We start from the raw sequence: 25181 nt of genomic DNA on the forward strand, positions 1-25181 counted from the left end.
CGATCCGCCGTCCGGAGGAGATACGTCGTGACCGTGACCGACCGCATCGCCCTCGACCCGTTCGGCGCCGACATCCCCGGGGAGAGCGCCCGCCTGCGCGCCCTCGGGCCGATGGTTCCCGTGGAGCTGCCCGGCGGCATTCCGGCGTGGGCGCCCACCGGCCACGACACGCTCCGGGAGCTGATCCTCGACCCCAGGGTGAGCAAGGATCCGCGGCTGCACTGGCGGCTGTGGCCCGAGATCGGCGAGCGCCCCGCCTGGCGCTGGATCCTGGGCTGGGTGGGCGTGGTCAACATGCTGTCCACCTACGGCCCCGACCACACCCGGCTGCGCAGGCTGGTGGCGCCGAGTTTCACCCACCGGCGCACCGAGGCGATGCGCCCCCGGGTGGCGGCGATCACCGCCGAGTTGCTCGACTCGCTCGACTCGCTCGACGCGTCCGAGGGTGCCGCGGCCGAGCTGCGGGAGCGGTTCGCGCACCCGCTGCCGATGCGGATGATCTGCGAGCTGTTCGGTGTGCCCGAGGAACTGCGGCAGGACACGGGGCGGCTCATCGCGGCCCTCATGGACACCTCCGACCCGAGCCCCGAACACGCCGCGTCCGTGCAGCGGCAGATCGGCACGGTGCTGCCCGCGCTCGTCGCCCACCGGAGCGAGCACCCCGGCGACGACCTCACCACCGAGTTGATCCGGGTCCGCGACGAGGACGGCGACCGGCTCACCGGCGAGGAACTGCTCCACACGCTGCTGCTGGTCATCGGGGCCGGTTTCGAGACCACCGTGAACCTCATCGGGAACGCGGTCGTCGCCCTGCTGACGCACCCCGGCCAGCTGGCGGCCGTACGCTCCGGGCGGATCGGCTGGGACGCCGTCGTCGACGAGACGCTGCGGGTGCACCCGTCGATCGCGTCGCTGCCGCTGCGGTTCGCCGTCACCGACATCACGGTCGGCGGGGTCACCGTCCCGGCCGGCGACGCCATCGTCACGACGTACGCCGCCGCCGGGCACGATCCCGCGCGCTACGGTCCGGACGCGGACGCCTTCGACGCGGCGCGCGGTGCCGACGACCACCTGGCGTTCGGCGTCGGAGTGCACCGGTGCGTCGGCGCTCCGCTGGCCCGTGCGGAGGCCCTGACGGCGCTGCCCGCCCTGTTCGAGAGGTTTCCGGAGCTGCGCCTGGCCGTGGACCCGCGGGAGCTGCGGCAGGTGCCGTCGTTCATCGCCTTCGGCTGGCGGGAGATCCCGGTACGGCTGCGCGGCTGAGCCGGTCCCCCGCCCGGGCGGAGAAAGGGCGGAGGAGGCGCGACCGGTCCCCCGTTCCGGTCGTGCCCCCTCGGCCCGTCGAACCTACGTGGACGGCTCGGCCGTTGTGAATCGCGTCGATGCCCGCTGCCGGGTCGCGGGGGCTCACTCGTGCACAGGTGAGTCCGGATGGTCCGGTTTCGTCCCACGCAGGGGTGGGTGGTCGAGGTCGCCCGCCGCCAGATGGGCGAGCACGACCTCGTACAGGTCGCTGCCCGCGGCGAGCAACTGGCGTTCCAGAACGGGCTCGGCGCTGCGGACGTGCTCGCGCACGGTCTGGGCGTGCACGCCGAGCGTCCGCGCGGCCCGCTCGGCGTTGCCCCCGACGGCGATCCAGGTGCGCAGCGTGCGCCGCAGGTCCCGGGGGTCCGGTTCCAGGCGGCCGAGCAGGTCGCCGGCCCAGGTGCGCAGCGCGGGCCCGGCCAGCAGGTCGGTGAGACGGGCGGGGCCGGGCCGTTCGGTGCCGTCGGGGTGCTGGGCGAGGCCGGCCTGGGCGTTCAGGGCGAGGTGGACGGTGGCGCGGACGGTCAGGTCGGCGAAGTCCGTCCGCAGCAGTCCCTCGACCCGGTCCATGCGGGCGCGGACCGTGTTACGGCTGACGCCGAGGACCTTCGCCGTGTTGACGGCGGTGAACTCCAGGCCGAGCCGCGTGGTGGCGAGGAGTTCGGCACGGGTGTGGTGCGGCAGGACGTCGAGCGGGCGCAGCAGGTGGAGCGTCCAGCCGTGCAGCGCCGCCGGGTCCATCAGGCGCTCCGGGTGGGTCCGCTCGGCGTACACGGCCGCCTTGTCCGGGCGGAACCGGGCGACGGCCAGGGCGCTCACGGCCTGGCCGTACGCGGTGGCGGTGCGGGCGAGGTTCTGCCGGGCGCTGCCGCCGAGGAAGACGCCGGGGAGACCGCCGACGAGCGAGCGCAGCTCCTGACCGGCCGCCTCGCGGGGCGTGAGGACGATCACGTGCCCGTCCATGGCCGGGCATCGTACGACGAGCGCCCGTTCGCCCGTAGCCGACAGGCACTCCTCGGCGAGTCGGTCGCGCTCCTCGGGGCTGCTCTCCACCACGTAGACACACGCCTCGTCGGTGTCGAGGAGGCCCGGCCAGAGTCCGGCGGCCACGCGGCGGGCGGAGACGGTGTCCTCCACCATCAGCAGTTGCAGGATGGCCAGGCGCAGGTCGGAGGTGGCCCTGCGCAGCCGGTGTCCGGCGGCGGTCGACTCGTGGCCGGCCAGCAGCAGCTCCACGACCTGGGCGGTGTGCGTGACGATGTCGGAGACCCGCCGGTCGAAGGGGGCCTCGCGCGCCACCGCGAGGACGGCGGCCGACGCCGGGTGGACCCGCTCCACGCGGACGAGCCGCAGATGACGCCCCCGGTCCTCCAGGGCGGCGGAGGCGATCCGGCCGGAGGTGATGTCGGCGACCAGGTCCTCGTCCAGCGGGGTGCGGGTACCGGCCAGCAGGCGGCCGGCACCGTCCTGCAGGGACACGGCGGCGTGCGCGGCCCGGGCGAGCCAGGTCACGACCCTGCGCACGTCGCGTCCGGCCGGCCGCAGATGGTCGAGCAGTTCCGCCGCCCAGTCCGCGTGTTCACCGGCCCCGGCTCTCCGCTGCCGTGCCCCGTCCTCTCGGCCCGCCACGTCGGCCTTCTCCTCGCCCTCGCCTTGACCCTCGGCCCAGGTCGGGGACGTTACCCCATGGCTGAGCGCGCACGGCGCTTCCGGCGGAGGCGACGATCCGGGAACGGACGACAACCGGGCCGCCGACCAGGCCTGTCGGCCCGGCGCGCGCCGGCGGGCATAAGCTCGGTGAATGGCGAAGTACTTCGACGTGCACCCCGACAACCCCCAGCCGCGCAGCATCACCCAGGTCGCCGACAGCGTCCGCTCTGGGGCGCTGATCGCGTATCCGACGGACTCCTGCTACGCGCTGGGCTGCCGACTGGGCAGCCGCGACGGCATCGACCGCATCCGGTCGATCCGGCAACTGGACAGCCGGCACCACTTCACCCTGGTGTGCCAGGACTTCGCGCAGCTCGGTCAGTTCGTGCAGATCGACAACGACGTGTTCCGGGCGATCAAGGCGTCGACGCCCGGGAGTTACACCTTCATCCTGCCGGCGACGAGGGAGGTGCCGCGCATGCTCCAGCATCCGAAGAAGAAGACCGTGGGGGTGCGCATCCCGGACCACGTCGTCACCCAGTCCCTGCTCACCGAACTCGGTGAACCGCTGCTGTCCAGCACCCTGCTGCTGCCCGGTGAGGAGGAGCCGATGACCCAGGGCTGGGAGATCAAGGACCGGCTCGACCACGTACTCGACGCGGTGATCGACTCCGGGGACTGCGGCACCGAGCCGACCACGGTCGTCGACTTCTCCGGCGGTGAGGCGGAGATCGTGCGGCGGGGCGCGGGCGACACAGCCAGGTTCGAGTAGCCGGCCGCTCACCGTCGGGGGACCGCCGCGCTCCCCCGGAGCGACGTGCCAGGATGACCATGAACCGCCGGTGACACCGGCGGGTCGGGCACCGAGGCACGACAGAAAGGCAGTCCCCCATGACCGCCGTACAGGGAACAGCCGTCGACGTCCCCACCGACGAGGGCACCGCCGACGCCTACCTCGCGCATCCCGCCGACGGGAACCCACGTCCCGCGGTCCTGCTCTACATGGACGCCTTCGGACTGCGCCCGCGACTGCGGAACATGGCCGACCGGCTGGCCGGTGCCGGGTACACGGTCCTGGTCCCCAATGTCTTCTACCGGCACGGGCGGGCGCCGGTCGTGGAACTGCCCGAGTTCATCGACCCGGGGGCTCGGCCGGACATCTTCCAGCGCCTCGGTCCGATCATGCGGTCGCTGACGCCCGACCGGGCGATGCGGGACGCCGGGGCCTACCTGCGGTGGCTCGCGGACTGCCCGGCGGCGGCCGACGGCCCGGTCGCGCTGACCGGCTACTGCATGGGCGCCGCGCTGGCCCTGCGCACGGCCGGCACGTATCCGGACCGGGTCGCCGCGGCGGCCGGCTTCCACGGCGGGAACCTGGCGACCGAGGGGCCGCAGAGCCCGCACCTGGTGGCCGGGGACATCACCGCCGAGCTGTACTTCGGCCACGCGGACCACGACGGGTCCATGCCGCCCGAGCAGCAGGAACGCCTGGCGGCCGCCCTGACCGCGGCAGGCGTCCGGCACCGCTGCGAGGTGTACGGCGACGCCCCCCACGGCTACACGCAGGCCGACACCGCGGCGTACGACCCGGAGGCGACCGAGCGGCACTGGGAGGCGCTGCTGGACCTCCTGAAGCGGACGTTGTGACCCAGAGGGCTGCGAAACGACGGTGCCGGGGCGGGAGTTGACGGGGCTCCCCTCGTCGGGCCCCGTCCCGGGCGTTGTTACCGTGCCCGGGTGTCTGACTCCTCACGTGATACCGCCGAAGGCGCCGGCTGGGGCTCCGCCGAGCGCGGCGCCTACCGAGAACTCATGCCGCAGCGCACCGAGAAGCTGTCCTGGCTGAGTCCGAGAACGCTGTGGGCCGCGCGCAACGGCGTGCTGGCCTCCTTGTTCGGGGACCCCACGGGCCGGACCCGCGGCCGCTGGGTGGCGCGACGGACGGCGGCCGGGGCGCCGGCCGACAAGGTGATCCGGCGCGATGACCCGGACCGGTTCTCCTTCCTGGTCATCGGCGACACCGGGGAGGGCGACGACCCGCAGTACGCCGTCGTCCCCGGCCTCCTGAAGGCAGGTCAGGACACGCGGTTCGCCGTCCTCGCCAGCGACGTGATCTACCCGGTGGGCAGTGCCGACGACTACGGCACGAAGTTCTTCCGCCCGTACCGCGACTACCCGGCACCCATATACGCGATACCGGGCAACCACGACTGGTACGAGGACCTCGGCGGCTTCATGCGCGTCTTCTGCGACGACGCCCCGCCCCTGCCGCCCGAACCCGCGCCGCGCCCCCTCACTCCCGCCTGGCTGCGGTCCCTGCTGTGGCACCGGCCGCGTCCGGACGACGGCCGGCACCTGGACGAGGCGCGCAAGATGCGGTCCGCACCCGCGCAGCAGGCCGGCCAGCCCGGACCGTACTGGGCGATCGACGCCGGACCGGTACGGATCATCGGCATCGACACGGGGCTGCTGGGCACGGTCGACGCCGAACAGGGCGCGTGGCTGCGCGAGGTGTCCCGAGGCCCGCGGCCGAAGATCCTCGTCACCGGCTCGCCCCTGTACGTGGACGGCGAGCACCACCCGTGCCCCATAGAGGGCGGCGGCACGGTCGACGGCCTCGTGCGCGACCCCGGCCACCACTACGTCGCGGCGATAGGCGGCGACATCCACAACTACCAGCGCTATCCGGTCGACGTGGACGGCCGCACCGTCCAGTACGTCGTCGCGGGCGGCGGCGGGGCGTTCACGCACGCCACCCACACCATCCCCCGTGTTTCGGTGGCCGGCGTCGACGAGCGGGACTTCCGCTGCTATCCGCTGCGCGGCGACTCCCTCGCCTTCTACAGCCGGCTGTACGGCCGCCGGCTGCGTCTGCGCCGCTTCTTCACCCTCACGGAGGCCGAGGCGACGGCCGTGATCACCGAACGCCTCGGCATCCGCCCGGCCCGCGCCCCGGGAACGGCCGCGCGGGTCACCCGGCGCACCAGGCTGGTCGCCGGGCTGCTGGGCACCGGACGGCGGCCCGATCGCGGGAAGCGGTTCCGGCTGCCCGTGCGCAAGATCTACACGCAGCTGTTCTCGCCGAGTTCGGCGACGTACGACCCGCCCTTCTTCAAGTGCTTCCTGCGTCTGGACGTCGCCCCGGACGCGGTCCGGCTGCGCTGTTACGCCGCCACGGGCAACCGGGCGCAGGAGCTGGACCCGCCGGTCGAGGACGAGGTGACGATCCCGCTCGTCTGACGGCTCACCAGCGTCCCGGCTCGCTGCCGGTGATCGCTTCCGAGGGGGTGCCGTCGACTCCGGCCGGTACGTCGCCGGCGAGCATCACGCGGTGCATGGTCCGGGGGTGGTCGAGGTGGGCGTTGTCGCTCGGGGCGAGGTGGATGGTGGCCCGGTTGTCCCAGAAGGCGACGCTGCCCGGCTCCCAGCGGAAGCGGACGGTGTACTCGGGCCGGGTCGCCTGCTCCACCAGCAGCTCCAGGACCGCCGCGCTCTCGGGGCGGGAGAGCCCGGCGATCTGCTCGACGTAGTAACCGTTGACGAACAGCACCCGCTCCCCCGTCTCGGGGTGGACGCGGACCAGCGGGTGCACGGTCGCGGTCTGGTGGTCCAGCAGGTGGCGGACGTAGGCGTCGTCGCCCGGCCGGGGCTGGTAGCCGACGCCGAGGCGGTGTTCGGCGCGCAGTGTGTCGGCGAAGGCGCGCATCGGGGCGGACAGTCCGGCGTAGGCGGCGGCGAGGTTCGACCAGGTGGTGTCGCCGCCGTACGGCGGAACCGTCTCGGCGCGCAGGATCGTGGCGGCCGGCGGGTCGACGCGGGCGCCGTGGTCGCAGTGCCAGCCGCGCAGCAGCGTGTGGCGCCGGCGCCGCAGCCACTCGTCGTGCTCCATCCCGAACCGCCCGCCCAGCTCCAGCCGGTCGGCGGTCGTCTCGACCTCCGGGAAGTCCGCCGGCGAGGCCTTGCCACGCCGGGGCAGGACGACGGGCTCGCCGAAGAGGCGCGCGAACGCCACGTGTCCGGCGTGGTCGAGGCGCTGGTCGCGGAAGAACACCACCTTCCAGCGCAGCACCGCCGCCCGGACCGCCGCGACCTGTGCCGCGTCGAGGCCGCCGGCCAGATCGACGCCGGCGATCTCGGCGCCGATGTGCCCGGCGACCGGTTTCACCTCGATCCCGGCCGCCTCGGCCGCCGCGGCGTCGGCCGCCGTACGTTCCGCCGTTGCCCTGTCCGTCGTCATGCGCGCTCCGTTGGTCGGTCGGTCGTTGGCCGTTCGTTCGTGCGTGCCGGCTCCCTCGGAGATCGTGGCAGACCCCCTCCCGCGCCGTCCGGTTGATCACCACTCGACCCGTGGGCGACGCTGGACGGGCGGCACACCGCCGTACACGGTCTAGGGAAGGTCCCACGGTGATCAGCATCCCGACGCACACGCTCAACGACGGCACCCCGCTCCCCGCCCTGGGGCTGGGCACCTGGCCGATGACGGACGAGGAGGCGGAGCGGGCGGTCCGCGAGGCCCTGGAGACGGGCTACCGCCTGATCGACACGGCGACGAACTACCGCAACGAGACCGGCGTCGGCCGCGGCGTGGCCGGCAGCGGGGTACCCCGCGAGGAGATCGTGGTGACGACCAAGCTGCCCGGCCGGCACCACGGCTACGAGGAGACCCTCGCCTCGTTCGAGGAGTCCCGTGCCCGGCTCGGACTCGACTACGTCGACCTGTACCTGATCCACTGGCCGCTGCCCCGCGTGGACAAGTACGTCGACTCCTGGAAAGCCATGGTCAAGCTGCGCGAGGACGGCCTGGTGCGCTCGGTGGGCGTCTCCAACTTCACGGCCGGGCACATCGAACGGCTGGAGAAGGAGACCGGCGTCCTGCCGTCCGTCAACCAGATCGAGCTGCACCCGCTCTTCCCGCAGGACCAGCTGCGCGCCTTCCACGAGCGCAAGGGCATCCGCACCGAGAGCTGGAGCCCGCTGGGACGCGGCAGCGACCTGCTGGACGATCCGGCCCTGGTCGCGGTCGCCGACGCGCACGGCGTGACGCCCGCCCAGGCGGTCCTGCGCTGGCACACCCAGCTCGGCGCGGTGCCCATCCCGAAGTCCTCCGACCCCGCGCGCCAGCGGGCGAACCTCGACGTCTTCGGCTTCGAACTGGACGCCGGGCAGATGCACACGGTCGCGGACCGCGCGCACCGGCGGATCGGCGGCGCCCCGGAGGTGCACGAGGAGTTCTGACCGGGGTACCCGGTCCCGGTCGGCGCACATCTCCCGGGAAGGAGCCGCAGGTGGGCGAGGGGAACGGGCTGCGGGACTACCGCGGCAGGCGTGACTTCGGCCGGACCGGTGAGCCGGCGGGGCGCGGGGCGTCCTCGGACGGAGTCGGGAGCGCGGCGCCCCGCTTCGTCGTGCAGATCCACGACGCCAGCACCCTGCACTTCGACTTCCGCCTCCAGGTGGCCGACGTGCTGAAGTCCTGGTCGGTGCCGAAGGGGCCGTCGGCGGACCCGAGCGACAAGCGGCTCGCCGTGCCGACGGAGGACCATCCGCTGGAGTACGAGGAGTTCGAGGGCGTGATCCCCGCGGGCGAGTACGGGGGCGGCACGGTCATCGTCTGGGACCACGGCACCTACGAGCCGCTGAGCCACGACCGCCGGGGACGTCCGGTGGACTTCGGGGAGTCGCTCGCGCACGGCCACGCCAGGTTCCGGCTGCACGGTGCGAAGCTGCGCGGCGAGTACGCGCTGACCCGGTTCCGCGGCGGGAAGGCGGGCGACGACGAGGAGGCGTGGCTCCTCGTGAAGACGGCCGGCGGCGGGTCCCGCGGGCACGGCGGTACCCCGGACCCTCGGCGCGCCCGGTCCGCACGGACCGGCCGCACGCTCGCTCGGGTCGCCGCGGAGGACCGCGAGGGGTAGGACGGGACGGCGCCGGGCGGGGTGCGGCTCCGGCGGGTCGTTCAGTCTGCGGGCAGGGTCTGTTCGGCCCAGATGGTCTTGCCGGTGCCCGTCTGCCGGCTGCCCCAGCGCTGGGTGAGCTGGGCGACCAGCAGCAGGCCCCGCCCGCCCTCGTCGTAGGCGTGGGCCCGGCGCAGGTGCGGCGAGGTGGAGCTGCCGTCGGAGACCTCGCAGATGAGGGCGCCGTCGCGGATGAGGCGCAGTTGGATGGGCGGCTCGCCGTACCGGATCGCGTTGGTGACGAGTTCACTGACGACCAGTTCGGTGACGAACGCGGCCTCGTCCAGTCCCCACGCCGTCAGCTGCTCGGTGACGGACCGCCGGGTGGCGGCCACGTGCGAGGGGTCCGGGTGGACGTCCCAGGTGCGGATCTGGTCCGTGCCCAGCGCACGGGTACGGGCCAGCAGCAGCGCCACGTCGTCACTGGGCTCCTCCGGCATGACCGCCTTGAGCACCGTGTCGCACAGGACGTCGAGCGAGTTGGCGGGGGCGGTCAGCGCCCGGCACAGTTCCGAAGTGGCGTGGTCGACGTCGCGGTCGCGGTCCTCGACGAGGCCGTCGGTGTACAGGGCGACGACGGAGCCCTCGGGCAGTTCCAGCTCGGCCGCCTCGAACGGCAGTCCGCCGACACCGAGCGGCGGCCCGGCGGTCATGCGGACGAGCCGCGCGGTGCCGTCGGGCAGGACGACGGCCGGCGCGGGGTGGCCGGCCGCGGCCAGGGACAGGCGGCGGGAGACGGGGTCGTAGACGGCGTAGAGGCAGGTGGCGCCCAGTTCCGCGACCTCGTCGCCCGAGTCGCCGGCCACGAGGTGGGTGACGAGGTCGTCGAGGTGGGTGAGGAGTTCGTCGGGGGGCAGGTCGACGTCGGCGAGGGTGCGGACGGCGGTGCACAGCCGTCCCATGGTCGCCGTGGACGGGATGCCGTGGCCGACGACGTCGCCGACGACGAGCGCGACACGGCTGCCGGCCAGCGGGATCACGTCGAACCAGTCACCGCCGATGCCGGCCGCCGACACGGAGGGCAGATAGCGGTGGGCCACCTCGACCGCCGCCTGACCGGGCAGTCCCTTCGGCAGCAGGCTGTGCTGGAGGGCCAGCGCGGTGGCACGCTCGCGGGCGAAGCGGCGGGCGTTGTCGATGCAGACCGCGGCCCTGCTGGCGAGTTCCTCGGCGAACACGGCGTCCTCGCTGCCGTACTCGTCCGGCTGTTCCCTGCGCACGGCCACGGCGACGCCCAGGGTGATGCCGCGGGCCCGAAGGGGCACCGCCATCATCGAGTGGGCGCCCGTACGGTAGGAGCGGCCCGCCGGAGCACGCGCGTTGCGCTCGGCGACCCAGTGCACGAACGACGGCTCGCCCGCCTGGCTGACGAGGACCCGGCCCTCCCGCATCGCCCGGGCGGGCGGCGAGAGGGCGGGGTGGACATCCACCTGCCCCAGGGGCACGGCCGCCTCCGGGGTGCCCTCGGTGACGGAGCCGTGCGCGACCCGGCGCAGCACGACCTCCTCGCTGAACACCGTCGGCGACTCCTCCGCGCCCAGGACCCATTCGAGCAGGTCGACACTGGCGAAGTCGGCGAACCGCGGCACCACCACCTCGACCAGCTCCTCGGCGGTGCGCACCAGGTCCAGCGTGGTGCCGATGGCGGCCGCCGCCTTGTTCAGCAGGACCAGCCGCTCCCGCGCCCAGTACTGCTCGGTGCTGTCGAAGGCCGCCAGGGCGGTCCCCAGCAGCTCGCCGGAGGCGTCCCGCACGGGCCACATCTCGGTGGTCCAGGCGTGGTCGCGGTTGAGGGCCGGCGCGCCCGTGAAGCTCTCGTAGCGCGCGGGTCTGCCCGTCTCGGCGACCTGGCGCAGGTGGTGGAGGAAGCCCCGGCTGTGCTCGGCGTCCTCGACGGAGTCCGAGAAGTGGCGGCCGGTCAACTCCTCTTCCGGCACGCCCATCACCTGACACGCCACCTCGTTGAGCCGCAGGTAGTGCTGGCGGGTGTCGAAGACGGACATCGACATGGCCGCCTGCTCGAAGGCCAGTTCCGCCGGCGAGGTCCGCCCGCCGCCGGGCGGTTCGACGGTGACGGCGTATCCGGCGGGCCCGCCGTCGGCGCCCGTCAGGGCGCGGGCCCGCAGGCGGAGCGCGACGAGGGTGCCGTCCCGGTGCCGCATCCGAACGGTGCCGGACAGGGTGGCCAGGGCGTCCGCCGGCACATCCTCGGCCAGCAGCTCCCGGGCGGCCCGTCCCACGGTCTCCTCGGCCGGGTGACCGGTCAGCCGCCGGGCGCCCTCGCTCCACCCCGTCACCGTGCCGTGGGTGTCCAGGGTCGCCACAGCGGAGGGATGCTCCATAGCGTCCAGGATTGACCCTTTACAGCACGGTTTCAACCGCGACGGAGCGAGAGTGAATCGCTACCCCTGGTGTGCGCGCAGGGCGGCCAGGGCGCGGTCGGCGTGCGTGGTCATCCTCAGCTCGCTGCGGACGACCTCGAGCAGGGTGCGGTCCTTCCCGATGACGAAGGTGACCCGCTTGGTGGGGGCCAGGCTGAACCCGCGTCTCACTCCGAACAGCTCGCGGACCGCGCCGTCGGCGTCGGACAGCAGCGGCATGCCGAGGGTGTGGCGCCCGGTGAACTCCTGCTGCCGTGCGACGGAGTCCCCGCTGACACCGACGGGGCGGGCTCCGACCGCGGCGAACTCGGCGGCGAGGTCGCGGAAGTGGCAGGCCTCCGCGGTGCAGCCGGGGGTCAGGGCGGCGGGGTAGAAGAACAGCACGACCGGGCCGTCGGCGAGCAGCTCGGACAGGCGGCGCGGGGTGCCGGTCTCGTCCGGGAGCGTGAAGTCGTCGACCGTGTCACCCACGGCCGGGGCCGGGCTCACGACCGGCCCTCGCTGCCCTTGGCGACGCCGCGGGCCCACAGCACGAGCGGCACTTGCGCGGGGAGCCGGCCGTAGGCGGCGGCCTTCTGCGGTGCGGGGCGGTGCCGCCAGTCCACGGCCATCTTGACGTTGGCCGGGAAGACTCCGACGAAGAAGGCGGCCGTGGTCAGCGCGGCGGCCTTGCGGGTGCGCGGCAGTGCGATGCCCGCGGCGAGCGCCAGCTCGGCGACGCCACTGGCGTACGTCCAAACCCGGGGCGTGCCGGGCAGGCCGCGCGGCACGATCGCGTCGAAGGTGCGGGGGCGGGCGAAGTGGGCGATGCCCGCGGCGGCCAGCAGGCCGGCGAGCAGCAGGGGTGAGCGTTCGGACCGGGACACGGTTCCTCCTCTGGGGGCCTGCCGCGCGACATTACTCGACGGTAAGGAACCGGAGGTGAGGGGAGGTGGCGGATTCGCGTACGGCGGCACGGCCGCGCGGTGGGGCGCCCGCACGGCGGAGCGTCCAGTCAGACGGTCCCCCCCGCCGGCGCCGTGGGCCGGACCTCGGGCTCCTCGTCCGCCGCGTAGCCGAGGAAGTCGTCGACCATGCGGTGGAAGAGGGTGGCGAGCTGGCGCAGCTCCTCGGGGGACCAGTCGGCCAGGGCCAGCTGCATGCCGCGGGCTCCGGCCTCGCGCAGGCGTGCGACGGCCTGACGGCCCGTCTCAGTGAGCTCGATGCGCTGGGCTCGGCGGTCGTCGGGGTCGGGGACGCGGCTGGCGTACCCCGTCCGCTGCAACTGCTGCACCGTGCGCGTGACGTGCGAGGCCTCCACGCCCAGCCGGGCCGCCAACTCCCCCGGGCGCAGCGGCTCGGAGTCGGCCACCTGGCGCAGCAGCGCCACGGCGGCCCGGTCGAGCGGCACGTCCGCGAGGGCCATCAGCCGGTCGTGCTGCCGCTGTCGCGTGCTCAGATAGGTGACCCGGGTGAGCGCTCGCTCGATCTCGGTCACCTCCGGGGACGCGGGACCGTCGGGGAGCGGCGATGGGGACATACGATCACTTTACCATCTCATTGCGTAACGCAAGTAAGCGCAGCCGCGCCGGGCCGGTCGGGCGCCGCGTGACGGCCATCGCGGCCAGCCCGGCTTCCGCACCCAGCCGTACCGGACCGCTGCGCTCGGGCGCCGCCCGGCCCGCCGATCGGCCCCCACCACGCGCCCGTCACACCCCGAACCGGGGAGTGACGGGCGCCAGCCACATGCCCACGATCGCGTCGACCAGCCCGTCGGCGGCGTCCTGCCAACTCGCGCGCGGCGTCGGACGCCCTTCGGCCAGGGCGCGCTCCCGCTCGGCCGCCGTGTGCACGATGAGATGGCGCGCCATGTCGCCCCGTTCGGCCCGGACCTCTTCCGGCAGCGCGGGCATGCACCGGTCCCGTCCCCGGATGATCTCCCGCAGGGAGGGCGAGGCGCGGGACTCCTCGACCATGATCTGCCGCAGCGCCGGATCGGTCATGACCTGGGCGCAGAACCGTGCGTACCAGGTGGGGCTGCCCAGCGCCGCGAGATGGTCGAACTGCGGCCGCACCAGGCAGTCCACCCAGTCCCGCAGGTCCGTCGAGTCACCGAGGGCGGCCAGCTGCCGGGCGCGCAGTTCCTCCACCCGCTCGGAGTGCCGCTGGGCGATGGCGCGGACGAGGTCGGACTTGGTGCCGAAGTGGTAGCCGACCGCGGCGTTGTTGCCCTGCCCGGCGGCCTCGCTGACCTGGCGGTTGGAGACCGCGTACACCCCGTGCTCGGCGAACAGCCGCTCGGCGGTGGTCAGGATCAACTGCCGGGTCGCGCTGACCTGTTCCGTCCGTACCGTCCTGCCCGCCATGATCACCACCGCGCCGGGACCTTCCTCACATCCGGCGACGGCCAGTCCCTGGAGTCGTCGCAGGTCCGCCGTCGCGCGGCGAGTCCTCACGGAAGCCTACGCAACGGTGGACCGGGGGCGCCGCTCGGCCCGGAAGAGCGTGTCCGTCCCCCGACCCGTAGGATACTTCAAGCGACTGACTTAAACGTCGCTCCGGTTTCGCGCTCACCCTCGAAAGGCACCTCCATGCCCGTATCCCCCGCCATACCCACCGGCGCAGAGACGGCCGCCGGGCCGCGGCCGAACGCCGTGGTGGCGGTACTGGCCCTGGCCGGGATCGTCGTCTCGCTGATGCAGACCCTGGTCATCCCGATCGTGCCGAAGCTGCCCAGGCTCCTGGACGCACCGGCCTCGGACGCGGCCTGGGCGGTGACCGCCACGCTGCTCGCCGCGGCGGTCGCCACTCCGGTGGTCGGCCGGCTCGGCGACATGGCCGGCAAGCGGCGGATGCTGCTGCTCAGCCTGGTGCTGCTGATCGCCGGCTCGACGGTCTGCGCACTGAGCGACACCCTGGTTCCGATGGTCGTCGGCCGCGCCATGCAGGGCCTGTCCGCCGCCGTGATCCCGCTCGGCATCAGCATCATGCGCGACGAACTGCCCGCCGAGCGGCTGGCCGGCGCCACCGCCGTGATGAGCGCCTCACTCGGGGTCGGCGGCGCGCTCGGCCTGCCCGCCGCCGCGCTGATCGCGGACAACCTCGACTGGCACATGCTGTTCTGGCTCTCCGGCGCTCTCGGCGCCGTCGTGCTGGTGCTGGTGCTGTCGCTCGTGCCCGAGTCCGCGGTGCGCGCCGGCGGCCGCTTCGACCTGATCGGCGGCATCGGCATGGCGGCCGGTCTGGTGTGCCTGCTCCTGGCGATCTCCAAGGGCGCCGACTGGGGCTGGACCGGCGGCACCACCCTCGGCCTGTTCGCGGCGGCCGTGGTGATCCTGCTGGTGTGGGGCTGGTGGGAGCTGCGTACTCCGCAGCCGCTCGTGGACCTGCGCACCACCGCCCGCCGTCAGGTGCTGTTCACCAACCTGGCGTCCATAGCCATCGGCTTCTCGATGTTCGCGATGTCCCTGGTGCTTCCGCAGCTCCTGCAGTTGCCCGAGGCCACCGGTTACGGCCTGGGCCGCTCGCTGCTGGCCGCGGGCCTGGTGATGGCTCCGTCCGGTCTGGTGATGATGGCGTTCGCCCCGGTCTCCGCGAAGGTCTCCAAGTCCCGGGGCCCGAAGGTGACCCTGATGACCGGCGCCCTGATCGTCGCGGCCGGCTACGGCCTGAACATCGTGCTGATGTCCGAGCTGTGGCACCTGGTGCTGGTCTCCTGCGTCATCAGCGCGGGCATCGGCTTCGCCTACGGCGCCATGCCGGCCCTGATCATGGGTGCGGTGCCGGCCGGCGAGACGGCCGCCGCGAACAGCCTGAACACCCTCATGCGGTCCATCGGTACGTCGGTCGCCAGCGCCATCGCCGGCGTGATCCTGGCTCAGATGACCGTCAGCCTCGGCGGCTTCGCCCTGCCGTCCGAGAACGCGTTCAAGGTCGTCATGGCGATCGGCGCGGGCGCCGCCCTGCTCGCCTTCGTGATCGCGTCCTTCATACCGCGGCACCGCCCCGCCGGCGGTCCGGCGCACACGGCACCGGCCCCCGGCGTCGGGGCGGAGGCCACCACCTCCGTCCGCTGACGGCGACGGCGCCGGCCCCGCCCCGGGCCGGCGCCGTTCAGGCGAACCTGGCGGACAACGCGCGTGACGGCGCACGGGCGGGTCGAGACCTGACCCGTGGAGCTGCCGCTGATCCCTCCCATGCTCGCCACGCCCGGCGCCCTGCCGTCCGCCGCGCAGGACGCGCGCTGGGCCTACGAGACCAAGCAGGACGGCCAGCGCGTGGTGGTCTACCTGCCCGGCGACGGCAGTGTGCGGCTGCGCGCCCGCTCCGGCCAGGACATCACGGCCGCGTACCCCGAACTGGCACCGCTCGGCACCGCGCTCGGCTCCACCGCCGCCGTGCTGGACGGGGAGGTGCTCGCCCTGGACGAACAGGGCCGCGCCGACTTCCAGTTGCTGCAGTCCCGCATGGGCCTGGCGCACGCCCCGGGCCGGGCGGCACACCGGGCGGTGAAGGTCCCCGTCCATCTGGTGCTGTTCGACGCCCTGCACCTGGCGGGCCGCCCCCTCCTGCGCCTCCCCTACACCCACCGCCGCGAACAGCTGACGGACCTCGGTCTCGGCGGGCCGTCCTGGTCGACCCCGACCGCGCTGGTCGGCCACGGGGAGCAGGCGCTGCGGGCCACCCGCGAACACGGCCTGGAGGGCCTGGTGTGCAAGCGGCTGGACTCGGTGTACGAGCCGGGGGTCCGCTCCCGGGCCTGGATCAAGATCCGCAACATGCGCAGCGAGGACGTCGTGGTCGGCGGCTGGCTGCCCGGCAAGGGACGGCTCACGGGTCTCCCCGGCGCCCTCCTGGTCGGCCAGCGCGCCGCGGGCCGGCTGCGCTACGTCGGCGGGGTCGGCACCGGCTGGAGCGCGGCCGAGCGCACCGAGCTGGCCGCGCTGCTGCGGGCCGCCGCGACGGACGTGTGCCCCTTCGTCCCCGCACCGCCGGTGCCGGGGGCCCGCTGGGTCGTCCCCCGGCTGGTCGGCGAGGTCCGCTACAGCACCCGCACCCGCGAGGGCATGCTGCGCCAGCCGTCCTGGCTCAGGCTCCGCCCGGACCTCGCGCCCGAGGACTCGGGCGCCGACATTCCCGACGACCTGGTGTGACCGTGTGACGCGGGGTCAAGTATTGGGCTGCCCTTAACCGCGGGGACGCACGTGACCCCTTGGCCCGGAAGTGAAAAGACGGGACCCTGAACTTCCTTTCCCGCCACAGCCGTTGGGCTGCGCCCGGAATCATCAGAGGAGGACGCGGTGTCTTCGCGTACCGCTGGAACCCGCCGCAAGAGATGGCTCGCCGCACCGCTCGGTGCTCTGGCCCTCGTCGTCGCCTTCCCCGCCACCGCCTTCGCCGCTCCGCCCCCTGGGCTGCCCGGCAACGCCGACAGCCTGGAGCGGGCGTACCAGCCCGCCTACGACTACGACACGGACGGCTGCTACCCCACACCGGCCATCGGCTCCGACGGAGCGGTCAACGGCGGGCTCAAGCCGACCGGCGCCCTGAACGGCAACTGCCGGGACGCCTCCGACCTGGACAACACCAACGGCTACTCGCGCGCCAAGTGCGACAACGGCTGGTGCGCCTACATGTACGGCCTCTACTTCGAGAAGGACCAGGCGCTGCCCGGCAGCAGCATCGGCGGTCACCGGCACGACTGGGAGCACGTCGTGGTGTGGGTGCGGGACGGCACCGTGGAGTACGTCTCGACCTCGAACCACGGCTCGTTCAGCGTGCACGCGAGGTCGGCGGTCCGCTTCGACGGCACCCACGCGAAGATCGTCTACCACAAGGACGGCATCAGCACCCACTGCTTCCGCCCGGCGACCTCGGGCGACGAGCCGCCGGAGAACCACAAGGGCGGCTGGCAGTACCCGACGCTGGTCGGCTGGAACGGCTATCCGGCCGGCCTGCGCGACAAGCTGAGCTCCTACGACTTCGGCAGCGCCAACTTCGGCCTGAAGGACGGCAGCTTCGCCTCCCACCTGGCGGCGGCCAAGCCCTCCGGCGTCTCCTTCGACCCGAACGCCTGAGGCGACCGAGGCCGGCCGGGGGCCAGTCGAGCGAACCCCGCCACCGACTGGCCCCCGGGGGCACTATCGTGTCCGCATGTCTGCCCCCGAACTGATCCGCATCGTCTCCCGCGACTCCCCCATGGCCCTGGCGCAGGTCGAGCGCGTCCGGGCCGGGTTGGCGGCCCTCCACCCCGGCGTGCGTACCGAGGTCGTGCCGGTGAAGACCACCGGCGACAAGTGGCTCGGCGACCTGTCGCAGGTGGAGGGCAAGGGCGCGTTCACCAAGGAGGTGGATGCCGCGCTGCTGTCGGGCGAGGCCGATCTGGCGGTGCACTGCGTCAAGGACGTGCCCGCCGACCGGCCGCTGCCGGCGGGCACGGTGTTCGCCGCGTTCCTCGAGCGGGACGACATCCGGGACGCGCTGATCCATCCGGACGGGCTCACCCTGGACGAGCTTCCGGCCGGGACCCGCGTCGGCACCTCCTCGGTGCGCCGCGTCGCCCAGCTGGCCGCCACCCACCCGGACCTTCGGTGCGTGCCGTTCCGGGGCAACGCCAACCGGCGGCTGGCGAAGCTGGCCGACGGTGAGGCGGACGCCCTGCTCCTCGCGGTCTCCGGCCTGGAGCGCATCGGCCGCCGTGACGTGATCAGCGAGGTCCTCTCCCCCGAGACGATGATGCCGCCGATCGGCGCGGGCATCCTCGCCCTGCAGTGCCGTGAGGGCGACACCGCCCTCATCGACGCGGTCAGCGGTCTCGGGCACCCGGAGACCCACCGGGAGGCGACGGCGGAACGCATGTTCCTGCACGTGCTGCAGGGGCACTGCAACAGCCCGATCGCCGGATACGCCCGCGTGGACCGGAGCGGGGAACTCTCCCTGCGGGCCTGCGTCTTCACCCCGGACGGCAAGACCCGGCTCAACGCCCACGAGTGGGCCGGCCGGCTCGACCCGGCGACGCTCGGTACGTCGGTCGCCGTGGCCCTGCTGCGTCAGGGCGCCCGCGAGATCATCGACGGCATCGCGCACTGAGCCGCCGCCGGCCGGGGATCAGGCGGAGCCCTCCTCGGCCTGGTCCCGCAGGAAGGCGCTCACCTGGTGCGCCAGCCCGTCGTCACGCACCGTGCCGGAAAGGGTTCCGGCGCCCCCGTCGGGCAGCCCGAGGCCGCCGGTCCACAGCCGGCGGTCGGCCCACTCCTCGTCCACCCGCAACTGCACCTGGACGTCCACCTGGCGAAGGCTCGCCTCCGGGCCGGCCGCGTAGAGCACGGCGGTGGCCCGGCGCAGCGGGTAGACGTCGAAGCCCTCGACGAACTGCGAGTTGCGCCAGTCGAGGAAGGCACTCTCCCCGTCGGGGCCGATCCGTACGTCGATCTGGCCGTCCTCCAGGTGGATGCCGAGGTGCCGGGCGCCCCGGTTCTCGACGGTCACCCGGACACAGAAGTACGTCAGCCCCTCGGCGGCGTCGTCGCGTCCACGCGGCGGCTCGGCCGGCTCAAGTCGGTGGACACGGACCCGCAGACCGGCGTGCTCGTCGTACTCCTGCCAGTCCCCGACCACGTTCGGCTCGTACACGGTGCCCCTCTCGACCTCTCGACGCTGCTTCCTATCTGTGTGCTCAGTGCACTGTCAAATGAGCGGAATGCGCTGTGGCCAGGGACTTCGCCCCTTTTGATCAGCGATCAAGCGTTGCGCAGGAAGTATCCGCCGACGCCCCCGCCGGACGATCACCCAGAGCGTGCCGCACATCACGTTCGGCGGCGGCGCCGTCTCGCTCACCGGTCCGCAGCCGTTCGGGTGGCCGTCCGGGACATTCGCGCTCAGTATCCATATATGTGAGGACTTGCCCGCACCCCTGCTGAGGGAGGTGCGCATGATGCGTATCGCCGGCAGAACCAAGCCCCATCCCCACGACGACGCTCCCGACACGGCCGCGGCCTTCGATCGGCTCGCGGGCCTGCCCGAGGGCCCGGAGCGCAAGGCGCTGCGGGACGAACTGATCCAGGTGTGGCTGCCCATGGCCGAGCGGATCGCGGTCCGCTTCCGGGGCCGCGGCGAGAATCTGGAGGACCTCTACCAGGTGGCGGCCCTCGGCCTGGTCAAGGCCGTCGACCACTACGACCCGGAGCGCGGCCACGCCTTCGAGGCCTACGCCGTGCCGACCGTGACCGGCGAGATCAAACGGCACTTCCGCGACCACATGTGGACCCTGCACGTGCCGCGGCGGATCCAGGACCTGCGCAACCGGGTGCGCAAATCCGCGAAGGAGCTGGCGCAGACCACACCGGGACGCGCCCCCACCATCGAGGAGATCGCCGACCACGCGCAGCTGACCACGGTCGAGGTCCGTACCGGCATGGAGGCCCTGGAGTGCTTCACCGCACTCTCGCTGGAGGCGGAGATGCCCGGCACCGACGGGTACGCCCTCGGGGACGCCCTCGGCGGGCTGGATCCGGCCTTCGACGCGGTGGTGGACCGGGTGGCCGTCCGGCCCTGTCTGGAGGCGCTGCCCGAGCGCGAGCGCACCATCCTCTACCTGCGCTTCTTCGGCGGGATGACGCAGAGCCGCATCGCACAGCAACTCGGCATCTCCCAGATGCACGTCTCCCGGCTGCTCAGCGGCTGCTTCGACCGGATCCGCGACGAGATCCTCGCGGAGGCCCGCTGAGGCGGGCTCAGCGCCCCGGCGGGGCGCCGGGGATCTGCGTGGGGCCGTGGCGGTCCAGGGAGTCCTCGAGAGCGGCCCGGATCTCCGGCGGCATCACTCCGGTGCGCCCCCAGATGAGTATCATTTCTGCCACATTACGCAGTTTGATGTTCGTATGCTGGGAAACTTCCTTCAGGACGATCCATCCCTCGTCCGGCGTCACCCTGCCGAGGACGACGACCATCCCGATCGCCTGGTCGACGACGGCGTGCGAGACGACCGCCTCCTTCAGCTGCCGGACCTGCTCCTGCAGCTGGAATATCTGGTCCGAGCCGGTCTGGTCCGAGCCCCAGTCCGTGGGCATGGTCACCTCCGGATCCGGCGGGCCACCGCCGCCTGTGCGGCGCGGTGCCGCTCCGACGCATCCATCGTCGCCACCTGCGCCTCCTCGCGCCACTGGGCCGTCCGGGGCTCGTCCGCCACCGTTTCGGCGCCGCGCCCGGGGTACTCGGCAGGCGCCCGCCGCACTCCCGGCCGGACACTGGTGTGGAGCCGGTGGCTGCCGGTGGACGAGACCAGGACGCGACTGCCATGAACCACGACATGCCCTTCCCCGCCGGCGAGAGCCTCCTGTCCACGCACTCCGTGTTCGGGGCTCCCTGCTGGGTGAGTCTGACCAGCCGTGATCTGAAGGCCACCGAGGAGTTCTACTCCGCCGTACTGGGCTGGCAGTGGCGGCCCGGCAAGCTGGGCGAGCCCTTCCGGATCGCCCTGGCCGACGGGGTGCCGGTCGCCGGAATCGCCGCGGTCGCCGCGATGTGGCAGATGGCGGTGGCGTGGACGCCGTACTTCGCCGTGCGCAGCGCCGACGAGGCCGCGTCCCGGGTGCAGGAGCGCGGCGGCACGGCCGCGGTCGGGCCGATCTCCCTCCCGCCCGGGCGGGCGGCCCTGCTGGCCGACCGGGACGGCGCGACCTTCGGGATCTGGGAGGGCGAGCTGTTCTCGGACTGGGAGACCTGGCGCACCTCGCGCCCCGCCTTCATCCGGCTGCACACCCGTGACGCCTTCGACGCCGCCATCTTCTACGGCGAGATCTTCGACTGGGCGGGGGCCGACGGCTGCTGCGAGGTCCAGTACGAGGGCGACGAGGTGGTCCTGCGCAGCCAGGGCGACGTGGTGGCACGCATCGAGTCGGGCGCCCTGGGAGCGGCGCCCGACCCGGCCATCCGGCCGCACTGGCAGGTGCACTTCGCGGTCGAGGACGTGGCGGCCTGCGCCCGCACCGCGGAGCGGCACGGCGGCAGCGTGCTGTCCGTGGGCAGTGACGAAGCCGTGCTCCGGGACGCCGACGGCGCGCAGTTCACGGTGACCGCGCGCCCCCTCGGCAGCTGACCTCACGGGCTGCTCACCGGCCGCTGCGGGACGGCCGGGAGAGCAGCACCAGACTGCGCTGCTCGACGGTCACCACGGTGCCCGCCTTGTGCTCCGCCTCGTCGGGGACGCCCTCCGGGGCGGCGGTGTCGATCAGGGTCGCCCAGCGCTCGCCGTAGGTGGCGTCGGGCAGCCGGAAGTCCGTCGGCTCCCAGTGGCTGTTGAGCAGCAGCAGGAAGGAGTCGTCCTCGACCGGCCGGCCGCACGGGTCGGGTTCGGCGATGGCGTCGCCGTTGAGGAAGACGCCCACGGCGTGCGCGTCGGAGCGCTGCCAGTCGTCGTCGGTCATCTCCCGCGCGTTCGGCAGCAGCCACACCAGGTCGGGCAGCGGCTGGTCCGCGTGGGTGGGGGTGTCGCCGCGGAAGTAGCGGCGCCGGCGCAGCACGGGATGGCCGGCCCGCAGCGCGATGACGCGGCGGGTGAAGTCCAGCAGGGCCCGCTGTTCCGCGTTCAGCCGCCAGTCGACCCAGGAGATGTCGTTGTCCTGGCAGTAGGCGTTGTTGTTGCCGCGCTGGGTGCGGCCCAGTTCGTCGCCGTGGCAGAGCATCGGGATGCCCTGCGAGAGCAGCAGCGTGGCGAGGAAGTTGCGCTGCTGGCGGCCGCGCAGCTCCCGGACGGCCGGGTCCTTCGTCTCGCCCTCGGCGCCGCAGTTCCAGGACCGGTTGTGGCTCTCGCCGTCCCGGTTGCCCTCGCCGTTGGCCTCGTTGTGCTTGTCGTTGTAGGAGACGAGGTCGCGCAGGGTGAACCCGTCGTGCGCGGTCACGAAGTTGACGCTGGCGCGGGGTCGGCGCCGGCTGTGCTGGTACAGGTCGGAGGAGCCGGTCAGCCGGGAGGCGAACTCGCCGAGCGTGTGCTCCTCGCCGCGCCAGAAGTCCCGTACCGCGTCGCGGTACATGCCGTTCCACTCCGACCACAGCTGCGGGAAGTTGCCGACCTGGTAGCCGCCCTCGCCTACGTCCCAGGGTTCGGCGATCAGCTTGACGCGGCTGATCACCGGGTCCTGCTGGATGAGGTCGAAGAACGCCGAGAGCCGGTCCACCTCGTGGAACTGCCGGGCCAGCGTGGCGGCGAGGTCGAAGCGGAAGCCGTCGACGTGCATCTCGGTCACCCAGTACCGCAGCGAGTCCATGATCAGCTGGAGTACGTAGGGGTGCCGCATCAGCAGGCTGTTGCCGGTGCCGGTGGTGTCGTAGTAGTGCTGCCAGTCGCCGTCCACCAGGCGGTAGTACGAGGCGTTGTCGATGCCGCGGAAGGAGAGGGTGGGGCCCTTCTCGTTGCCCTCGGCGGTGTGGTTGTAGACCACGTCGAGGATCACTTCGAGGCCGGCCTCGTGCAGGGCCTTGACCATCGACTTGAACTCGTTGACCTGCTGGCCGCGGGTGCCGAGGGCGGCGTAGCCGTTGTGGGGCGCGAAGAAGCCGATGGTGTTGTAGCCCCAGTAGTTGGACAGGCCCCGGTCCTGGAGGTGGCCGTCGTGCACGAACTGGTGCACCGGCATCAGCTCCACGGCGGTCACGCCGAGGGAGGTCAGGTGCTCCACGACCGCCGGGTGCGCCAACCCGGCGTAGGTGCCGCGCAGTTCCTCGGGCACGTCGGGATGGGTGCGGCTGAGCCCGCGGACGTGGGCCTCGTAGATCACGCTCTCCGAGTACGGGCGCCCGGGCGGGCGGTCGTCGCCCCAGTCGAAGAACGGGTCGGTGACCACCCCCAGCATGGTGTGCCCGGCGCTGTCGCCCGGGTCGGCCCTGCCCCTGGCCCGCTCGAAGAGGGCGGCGTGGTTGTCCACCATCCCGTCCACGGCCCGGGTGTACGGGTCGAGGAGCAGCTTCGCCGGGTTGCAGCGGTGGCCCACGGCCGGGGCCCACGGACCGTGGACCCGGTAGCCGTAGCGCTGCCCCGGGCCGACGCCGGGCAGGTAGCAGTGCCACACGAAGCCGTCGACCTCGGGCAGCGGGACGGTGCTGTGGGTGCCGTCGTCGTCGACGAGGACGAGGTCGACGCGTTCGGCGACCTCGCTGAACAGTGCGAAGTTGGTGCCCTGTCCGTCGTACGCGGCCCCCAGGGGGTAGGGGTGCCCGCTCCACACGGGCGACCCCTTCCAGCTCGGCCTGGCCCGGGTCACCGGGCCTCCTCCAGGACGCCGTTCGCCCTACTGGCCGGACCGGCCACCCGGGCCACCGGCATGATCTCTCGCGGCACTTCCAGCCCCTCCTGGGTGATCGGCTCCGGCGATGTCGCCACCAGCGGGACGCGTTCGCCGGCCCGGGCGCGCTGCGAGAACCAGATGACCTTGGCACCGGTGTCGGCGGCGCAGCAGCCCCAGCCGTCGCTGGTGGCGGCGAGGTGCTGGAGACAGGTGCGCAGGTCCTGGTCGGGACGGAGCGCGTGGTCATTGCCCCCCACGGCCGTGATGAGGTGCTGGTGGTTCCACCACATCTCGATCGACGTGTTCTTGTCGCTCGCGTGCTCGTCGATCGCCCGGAGCAGCATTTCGGCGCCCGAGCAGACGGGTTCGACGAGGTTCTCCAGGTTCCAGAACCGGAGGTGAGCGGCCAGGATGCGCCTGACCTGTCCGACCCGTTCCGGGCTCACTTCCACGTCGAGGTGGTAGTAGCAGGGCACTGCGGTCTTCATCGTCGTGGCTCCTCACCGCGAAAGCTCTCGCTCCTCCTCGCCCCTTGGGGGACGAGCTCCCCGAACACGAAGCGTGAGCACTGATCGCTTCTGAGTCACTCCAGAGTGAGAGCAGTAGTCCATTCGTGCAACACGAGAAAGCGGTTGAAGATCCAACAAGACGGCGCGTCACCACCCGTGCACCATGTGTGAAGAACTCGATCGTCCGTACCCCCGGACCGTCCGGAAGGTGACCGGCCATGCTGCTTCCCGCGAAGAGCGAAGTCGCCCGGCAGCTGCGGCGTTACCGCGCCTGGGAACGCTCGATGCTCGCGTCCCCGGCGGACGTGCGCGTCCGGTCCACCTTCGAGGACTCCGGCTACACCCTCTGCGTGCTGATGGGAAAGCGGTGCGCACGCGAGGCCGCGGACGCCGCCGAACGGTATCTGCGAACGAACCTGGTCACCCATGCGCAGGAACGGGCGGACCGGCTCTCCCCGTCGGGGCGGAAGACCCCCTCCGGCGCGGCTTGACCCGAACGGCCTGGCTGTGGCCCGGCCCCGAGCACGGCGGAGGTGAGAACGGATGAGTGCGACCGTGGGGATCGGACGTATCCCGGTACGGGACGTCCACCCGGTGGTGGAGTACGGCAGGCGCCCGGCGAAGGCGGTGGCGGGAGAGACGTTCCAGGTCACCGCCTCCGTGTTCCGCGAGGGGCACGACGCGGTCGCCGCCAACGTCGTGCTGAAGGACCCCGAGGGCCGACCGGGCCCGTGGACGCCGATGCGGGAGCTGGCCCCGGGCACCGACCGCTGGGGCGCCGAGGTCACCCCGGGCGCCCCGGGCGACTGGACCTACCGGGTGGAGGCGTGGAGCGACCCCGTCGCCACCTGGAAGCACCACGCGCGCATCAAGATCCCGGCCGGTATCGACACCGGCCTGGTCCTGGAGGAGGGCGCCGAGCTGTACCGGCGGGCCGCCTCGGGTGTGCCGAAGGGCGCCGGGCGCGCCGTGGTGCTGGCCGCCGCGGCCGCCCTGCTCGACGACACGCTTCCCGTGGCCACCCGGCTGGCGGCGGCGTTGACGCCGGAGGTGGACGCGGTACTGGCCCGGCATCCGCTGCGGGAGCTGGTCACCACCTCCGACCCGCTGCCCCTGCTCGTC

26 protein-coding genes are annotated in these 25181 nt (G+C 72.9%); 14 read left to right on the forward strand and 12 right to left on the reverse strand.

Going from position 1 to position 25181, the window contains the following annotated elements; all coding sequences use genetic code 11:
* Positions 1 to 27 precede the first annotated feature (27 nt).
* Positions 28 to 1263: a cytochrome P450 gene (locus tag ACFW48_RS25945; RefSeq protein WP_386318342.1), complete on the forward strand. Its 1236-nt coding sequence runs from the start codon at positions 28 to 30 to the stop codon at positions 1261 to 1263.
* A 144-nt stretch (positions 1264 to 1407) separates the two neighbouring features.
* Here the strand turns inward: ACFW48_RS25945 and ACFW48_RS25950 are convergent, their stop codons facing one another.
* A complete protein-coding gene (locus tag ACFW48_RS25950; RefSeq protein WP_386318344.1) occupies positions 1408 to 2934 on the reverse strand; it encodes a helix-turn-helix domain-containing protein in 1527 nt (508 codons plus the stop codon).
* A 172-nt stretch (positions 2935 to 3106) separates the two neighbouring features.
* Between ACFW48_RS25950 and ACFW48_RS25955 the strand changes: the two genes are divergently transcribed.
* The 3 genes from ACFW48_RS25955 (at position 3107) to ACFW48_RS25965 (ending at position 6195) form a co-directional block, all read left to right on the forward strand.
* Positions 3107 to 3727, forward strand: a complete 621-nt coding sequence (locus ACFW48_RS25955; RefSeq protein WP_193776685.1) for an L-threonylcarbamoyladenylate synthase — start codon at positions 3107 to 3109, stop codon at positions 3725 to 3727.
* Between the two features lie 119 nt (positions 3728 to 3846).
* Positions 3847 to 4602 carry a dienelactone hydrolase family protein gene (locus ACFW48_RS25960; RefSeq protein WP_386318346.1) on the forward strand — a complete coding sequence of 252 codons (756 nt, stop codon included), beginning with the start codon at positions 3847 to 3849 and terminating at the stop codon, positions 4600 to 4602.
* A gap of 90 nt (positions 4603 to 4692) precedes the next feature.
* Positions 4693 to 6195: a metallophosphoesterase family protein gene (locus ACFW48_RS25965; RefSeq protein ID WP_386318348.1), complete on the forward strand. Its 1503-nt coding sequence runs from the start codon at positions 4693 to 4695 to the stop codon at positions 6193 to 6195.
* Between the two features lie 4 nt (positions 6196 to 6199).
* On the opposite strand, the gene ACFW48_RS25970 is transcribed toward ACFW48_RS25965, so the two are convergent.
* Positions 6200 to 7192: a TauD/TfdA dioxygenase family protein gene (locus tag ACFW48_RS25970; RefSeq protein ID WP_386318350.1), complete on the reverse strand. Its 993-nt coding sequence runs from the start codon at positions 7190 to 7192 to the stop codon at positions 6200 to 6202.
* A gap of 167 nt (positions 7193 to 7359) precedes the next feature.
* On the opposite strand from ACFW48_RS25970, the gene ACFW48_RS25975 reads away from it, so the two are divergent.
* Together ACFW48_RS25975 and ACFW48_RS25980 are read left to right on the forward strand one after the other, a co-directional pair.
* Positions 7360 to 8190, forward strand: a complete 831-nt coding sequence (locus ACFW48_RS25975) for an aldo/keto reductase (protein ID WP_386318352.1) — start codon at positions 7360 to 7362, stop codon at positions 8188 to 8190.
* A gap of 50 nt (positions 8191 to 8240) precedes the next feature.
* The gene (locus tag ACFW48_RS25980) at positions 8241 to 8870 is read left to right on the forward strand and encodes a DNA polymerase ligase N-terminal domain-containing protein (protein ID WP_386318354.1); all 630 of its coding nucleotides are present in this window, start codon (positions 8241 to 8243) and stop codon (positions 8868 to 8870) included.
* Between the two features lie 41 nt (positions 8871 to 8911).
* Here ACFW48_RS25980 and ACFW48_RS25985 read toward each other — a convergent pair whose 3' ends face one another.
* From ACFW48_RS25985 to ACFW48_RS26005, 5 genes are all read right to left on the reverse strand, one after another.
* Positions 8912 to 11251, reverse strand: coding sequence for a SpoIIE family protein phosphatase (locus tag ACFW48_RS25985; RefSeq protein ID WP_386318356.1), 2340 nt, complete (start codon positions 11249 to 11251; stop codon positions 8912 to 8914).
* Positions 11252 to 11311: 60 nt separating this feature from the next.
* Positions 11312 to 11779 carry a peroxiredoxin gene (locus ACFW48_RS25990; protein ID WP_386318358.1) on the reverse strand — a complete coding sequence of 156 codons (468 nt, stop codon included), beginning with the start codon at positions 11777 to 11779 and terminating at the stop codon, positions 11312 to 11314.
* Positions 11776 to 12156, reverse strand: a complete 381-nt coding sequence (locus tag ACFW48_RS25995; protein ID WP_386318360.1) for a DoxX family protein — start codon at positions 12154 to 12156, stop codon at positions 11776 to 11778. Before ACFW48_RS25995 ends, ACFW48_RS25990 begins: the two co-directional genes overlap by 4 nt.
* 128 nt (positions 12157 to 12284) lie before the next feature.
* Positions 12285 to 12809, reverse strand: a complete 525-nt coding sequence (locus ACFW48_RS26000) for a MarR family winged helix-turn-helix transcriptional regulator (RefSeq protein ID WP_386318362.1) — start codon at positions 12807 to 12809, stop codon at positions 12285 to 12287.
* Between the two features lie 169 nt (positions 12810 to 12978).
* Positions 12979 to 13635, reverse strand: a complete 657-nt coding sequence (locus ACFW48_RS26005; RefSeq protein WP_386318398.1) for a TetR/AcrR family transcriptional regulator — start codon at positions 13633 to 13635, stop codon at positions 12979 to 12981.
* A gap of 225 nt (positions 13636 to 13860) precedes the next feature.
* Between ACFW48_RS26005 and ACFW48_RS26010 the strand changes: the two genes are divergently transcribed.
* The 4 genes from ACFW48_RS26010 (at position 13861) to hemC (ending at position 18358) form a co-directional block, all read left to right on the forward strand.
* Positions 13861 to 15345 (forward strand): MFS transporter, encoded by a 1485-nt coding sequence (locus ACFW48_RS26010; protein WP_386318364.1) that lies wholly within the window; start codon positions 13861 to 13863, stop codon positions 15343 to 15345.
* 96 nt (positions 15346 to 15441) lie between these two features.
* On the forward strand, positions 15442 to 16422 hold the full coding sequence (gene ligD / locus ACFW48_RS26015) for a non-homologous end-joining DNA ligase (protein WP_386318366.1): 981 nt from the start codon (positions 15442 to 15444) through the stop codon (positions 16420 to 16422).
* Positions 16423 to 16569: 147 nt separating this feature from the next.
* Positions 16570 to 17346 (forward strand): NPP1 family protein, encoded by a 777-nt coding sequence (locus ACFW48_RS26020; protein ID WP_386318368.1) that lies wholly within the window; start codon positions 16570 to 16572, stop codon positions 17344 to 17346.
* A gap of 76 nt (positions 17347 to 17422) precedes the next feature.
* Positions 17423 to 18358, forward strand: coding sequence for a hydroxymethylbilane synthase (gene hemC / locus ACFW48_RS26025; protein WP_386318370.1), 936 nt, complete (start codon positions 17423 to 17425; stop codon positions 18356 to 18358).
* Between the two features lie 18 nt (positions 18359 to 18376).
* Here hemC and ACFW48_RS26030 read toward each other — a convergent pair whose 3' ends face one another.
* Positions 18377 to 18901: a hypothetical protein gene (locus tag ACFW48_RS26030; RefSeq protein ID WP_383560582.1), complete on the reverse strand. Its 525-nt coding sequence runs from the start codon at positions 18899 to 18901 to the stop codon at positions 18377 to 18379.
* Between the two features lie 301 nt (positions 18902 to 19202).
* Between ACFW48_RS26030 and ACFW48_RS26035 the strand changes: the two genes are divergently transcribed.
* Positions 19203 to 19994 carry a SigB/SigF/SigG family RNA polymerase sigma factor gene (locus tag ACFW48_RS26035; RefSeq protein ID WP_386318399.1) on the forward strand — a complete coding sequence of 264 codons (792 nt, stop codon included), beginning with the start codon at positions 19203 to 19205 and terminating at the stop codon, positions 19992 to 19994.
* Between the two features lie 7 nt (positions 19995 to 20001).
* Here ACFW48_RS26035 and ACFW48_RS26040 read toward each other — a convergent pair whose 3' ends face one another.
* Positions 20002 to 20337: an ANTAR domain-containing protein gene (locus tag ACFW48_RS26040; protein ID WP_386318373.1), complete on the reverse strand. Its 336-nt coding sequence runs from the start codon at positions 20335 to 20337 to the stop codon at positions 20002 to 20004.
* Positions 20338 to 20339: 2 nt separating this feature from the next.
* On the reverse strand, positions 20340 to 20573 hold the full coding sequence (locus ACFW48_RS26045) for a hypothetical protein (RefSeq protein ID WP_310874975.1): 234 nt from the start codon (positions 20571 to 20573) through the stop codon (positions 20340 to 20342).
* Between ACFW48_RS26045 and ACFW48_RS26050 the strand changes: the two genes are divergently transcribed.
* On the forward strand, positions 20565 to 21365 hold the full coding sequence (locus ACFW48_RS26050; protein WP_386318375.1) for a VOC family protein: 801 nt from the start codon (positions 20565 to 20567) through the stop codon (positions 21363 to 21365). The two genes, ACFW48_RS26045 and ACFW48_RS26050, sit on opposite strands and share 9 nt — an antisense overlap.
* 13 nt (positions 21366 to 21378) lie before the next feature.
* On the opposite strand, the gene glgX is transcribed toward ACFW48_RS26050, so the two are convergent.
* Both glgX and ACFW48_RS26060 read right to left on the reverse strand, forming a co-directional pair.
* Positions 21379 to 23526, reverse strand: a complete 2148-nt coding sequence (glgX, locus tag ACFW48_RS26055; protein WP_386318377.1) for a glycogen debranching protein GlgX — start codon at positions 23524 to 23526, stop codon at positions 21379 to 21381.
* Positions 23523 to 24038 (reverse strand): pep a2, encoded by a 516-nt coding sequence (locus ACFW48_RS26060; RefSeq protein ID WP_386318379.1) that lies wholly within the window; start codon positions 24036 to 24038, stop codon positions 23523 to 23525. Before ACFW48_RS26060 ends, glgX begins: the two co-directional genes overlap by 4 nt.
* Before the next feature lie 239 nt (positions 24039 to 24277).
* Here ACFW48_RS26060 and ACFW48_RS26065 point away from each other — a divergent pair, with 239 nt between their 5' ends.
* Both ACFW48_RS26065 and ACFW48_RS26070 read left to right on the forward strand, forming a co-directional pair.
* Complete coding sequence (locus ACFW48_RS26065) at positions 24278 to 24550, forward strand: DUF5133 domain-containing protein (RefSeq protein WP_386318380.1); 273 nt, start codon at positions 24278 to 24280, stop codon at positions 24548 to 24550.
* Between the two features lie 52 nt (positions 24551 to 24602).
* On the forward strand, positions 24603 to 25181 hold a 579-nt coding region (locus tag ACFW48_RS26070), incomplete at its 3' end, for a maltotransferase domain-containing protein (protein WP_386318382.1).

This window comes from Streptomyces sp. NPDC058812 (assembly GCF_042744565.1).
Lineage (GTDB): Bacteria > Actinomycetota > Actinomycetes > Streptomycetales > Streptomycetaceae > Streptomyces > Streptomyces thinghirensis.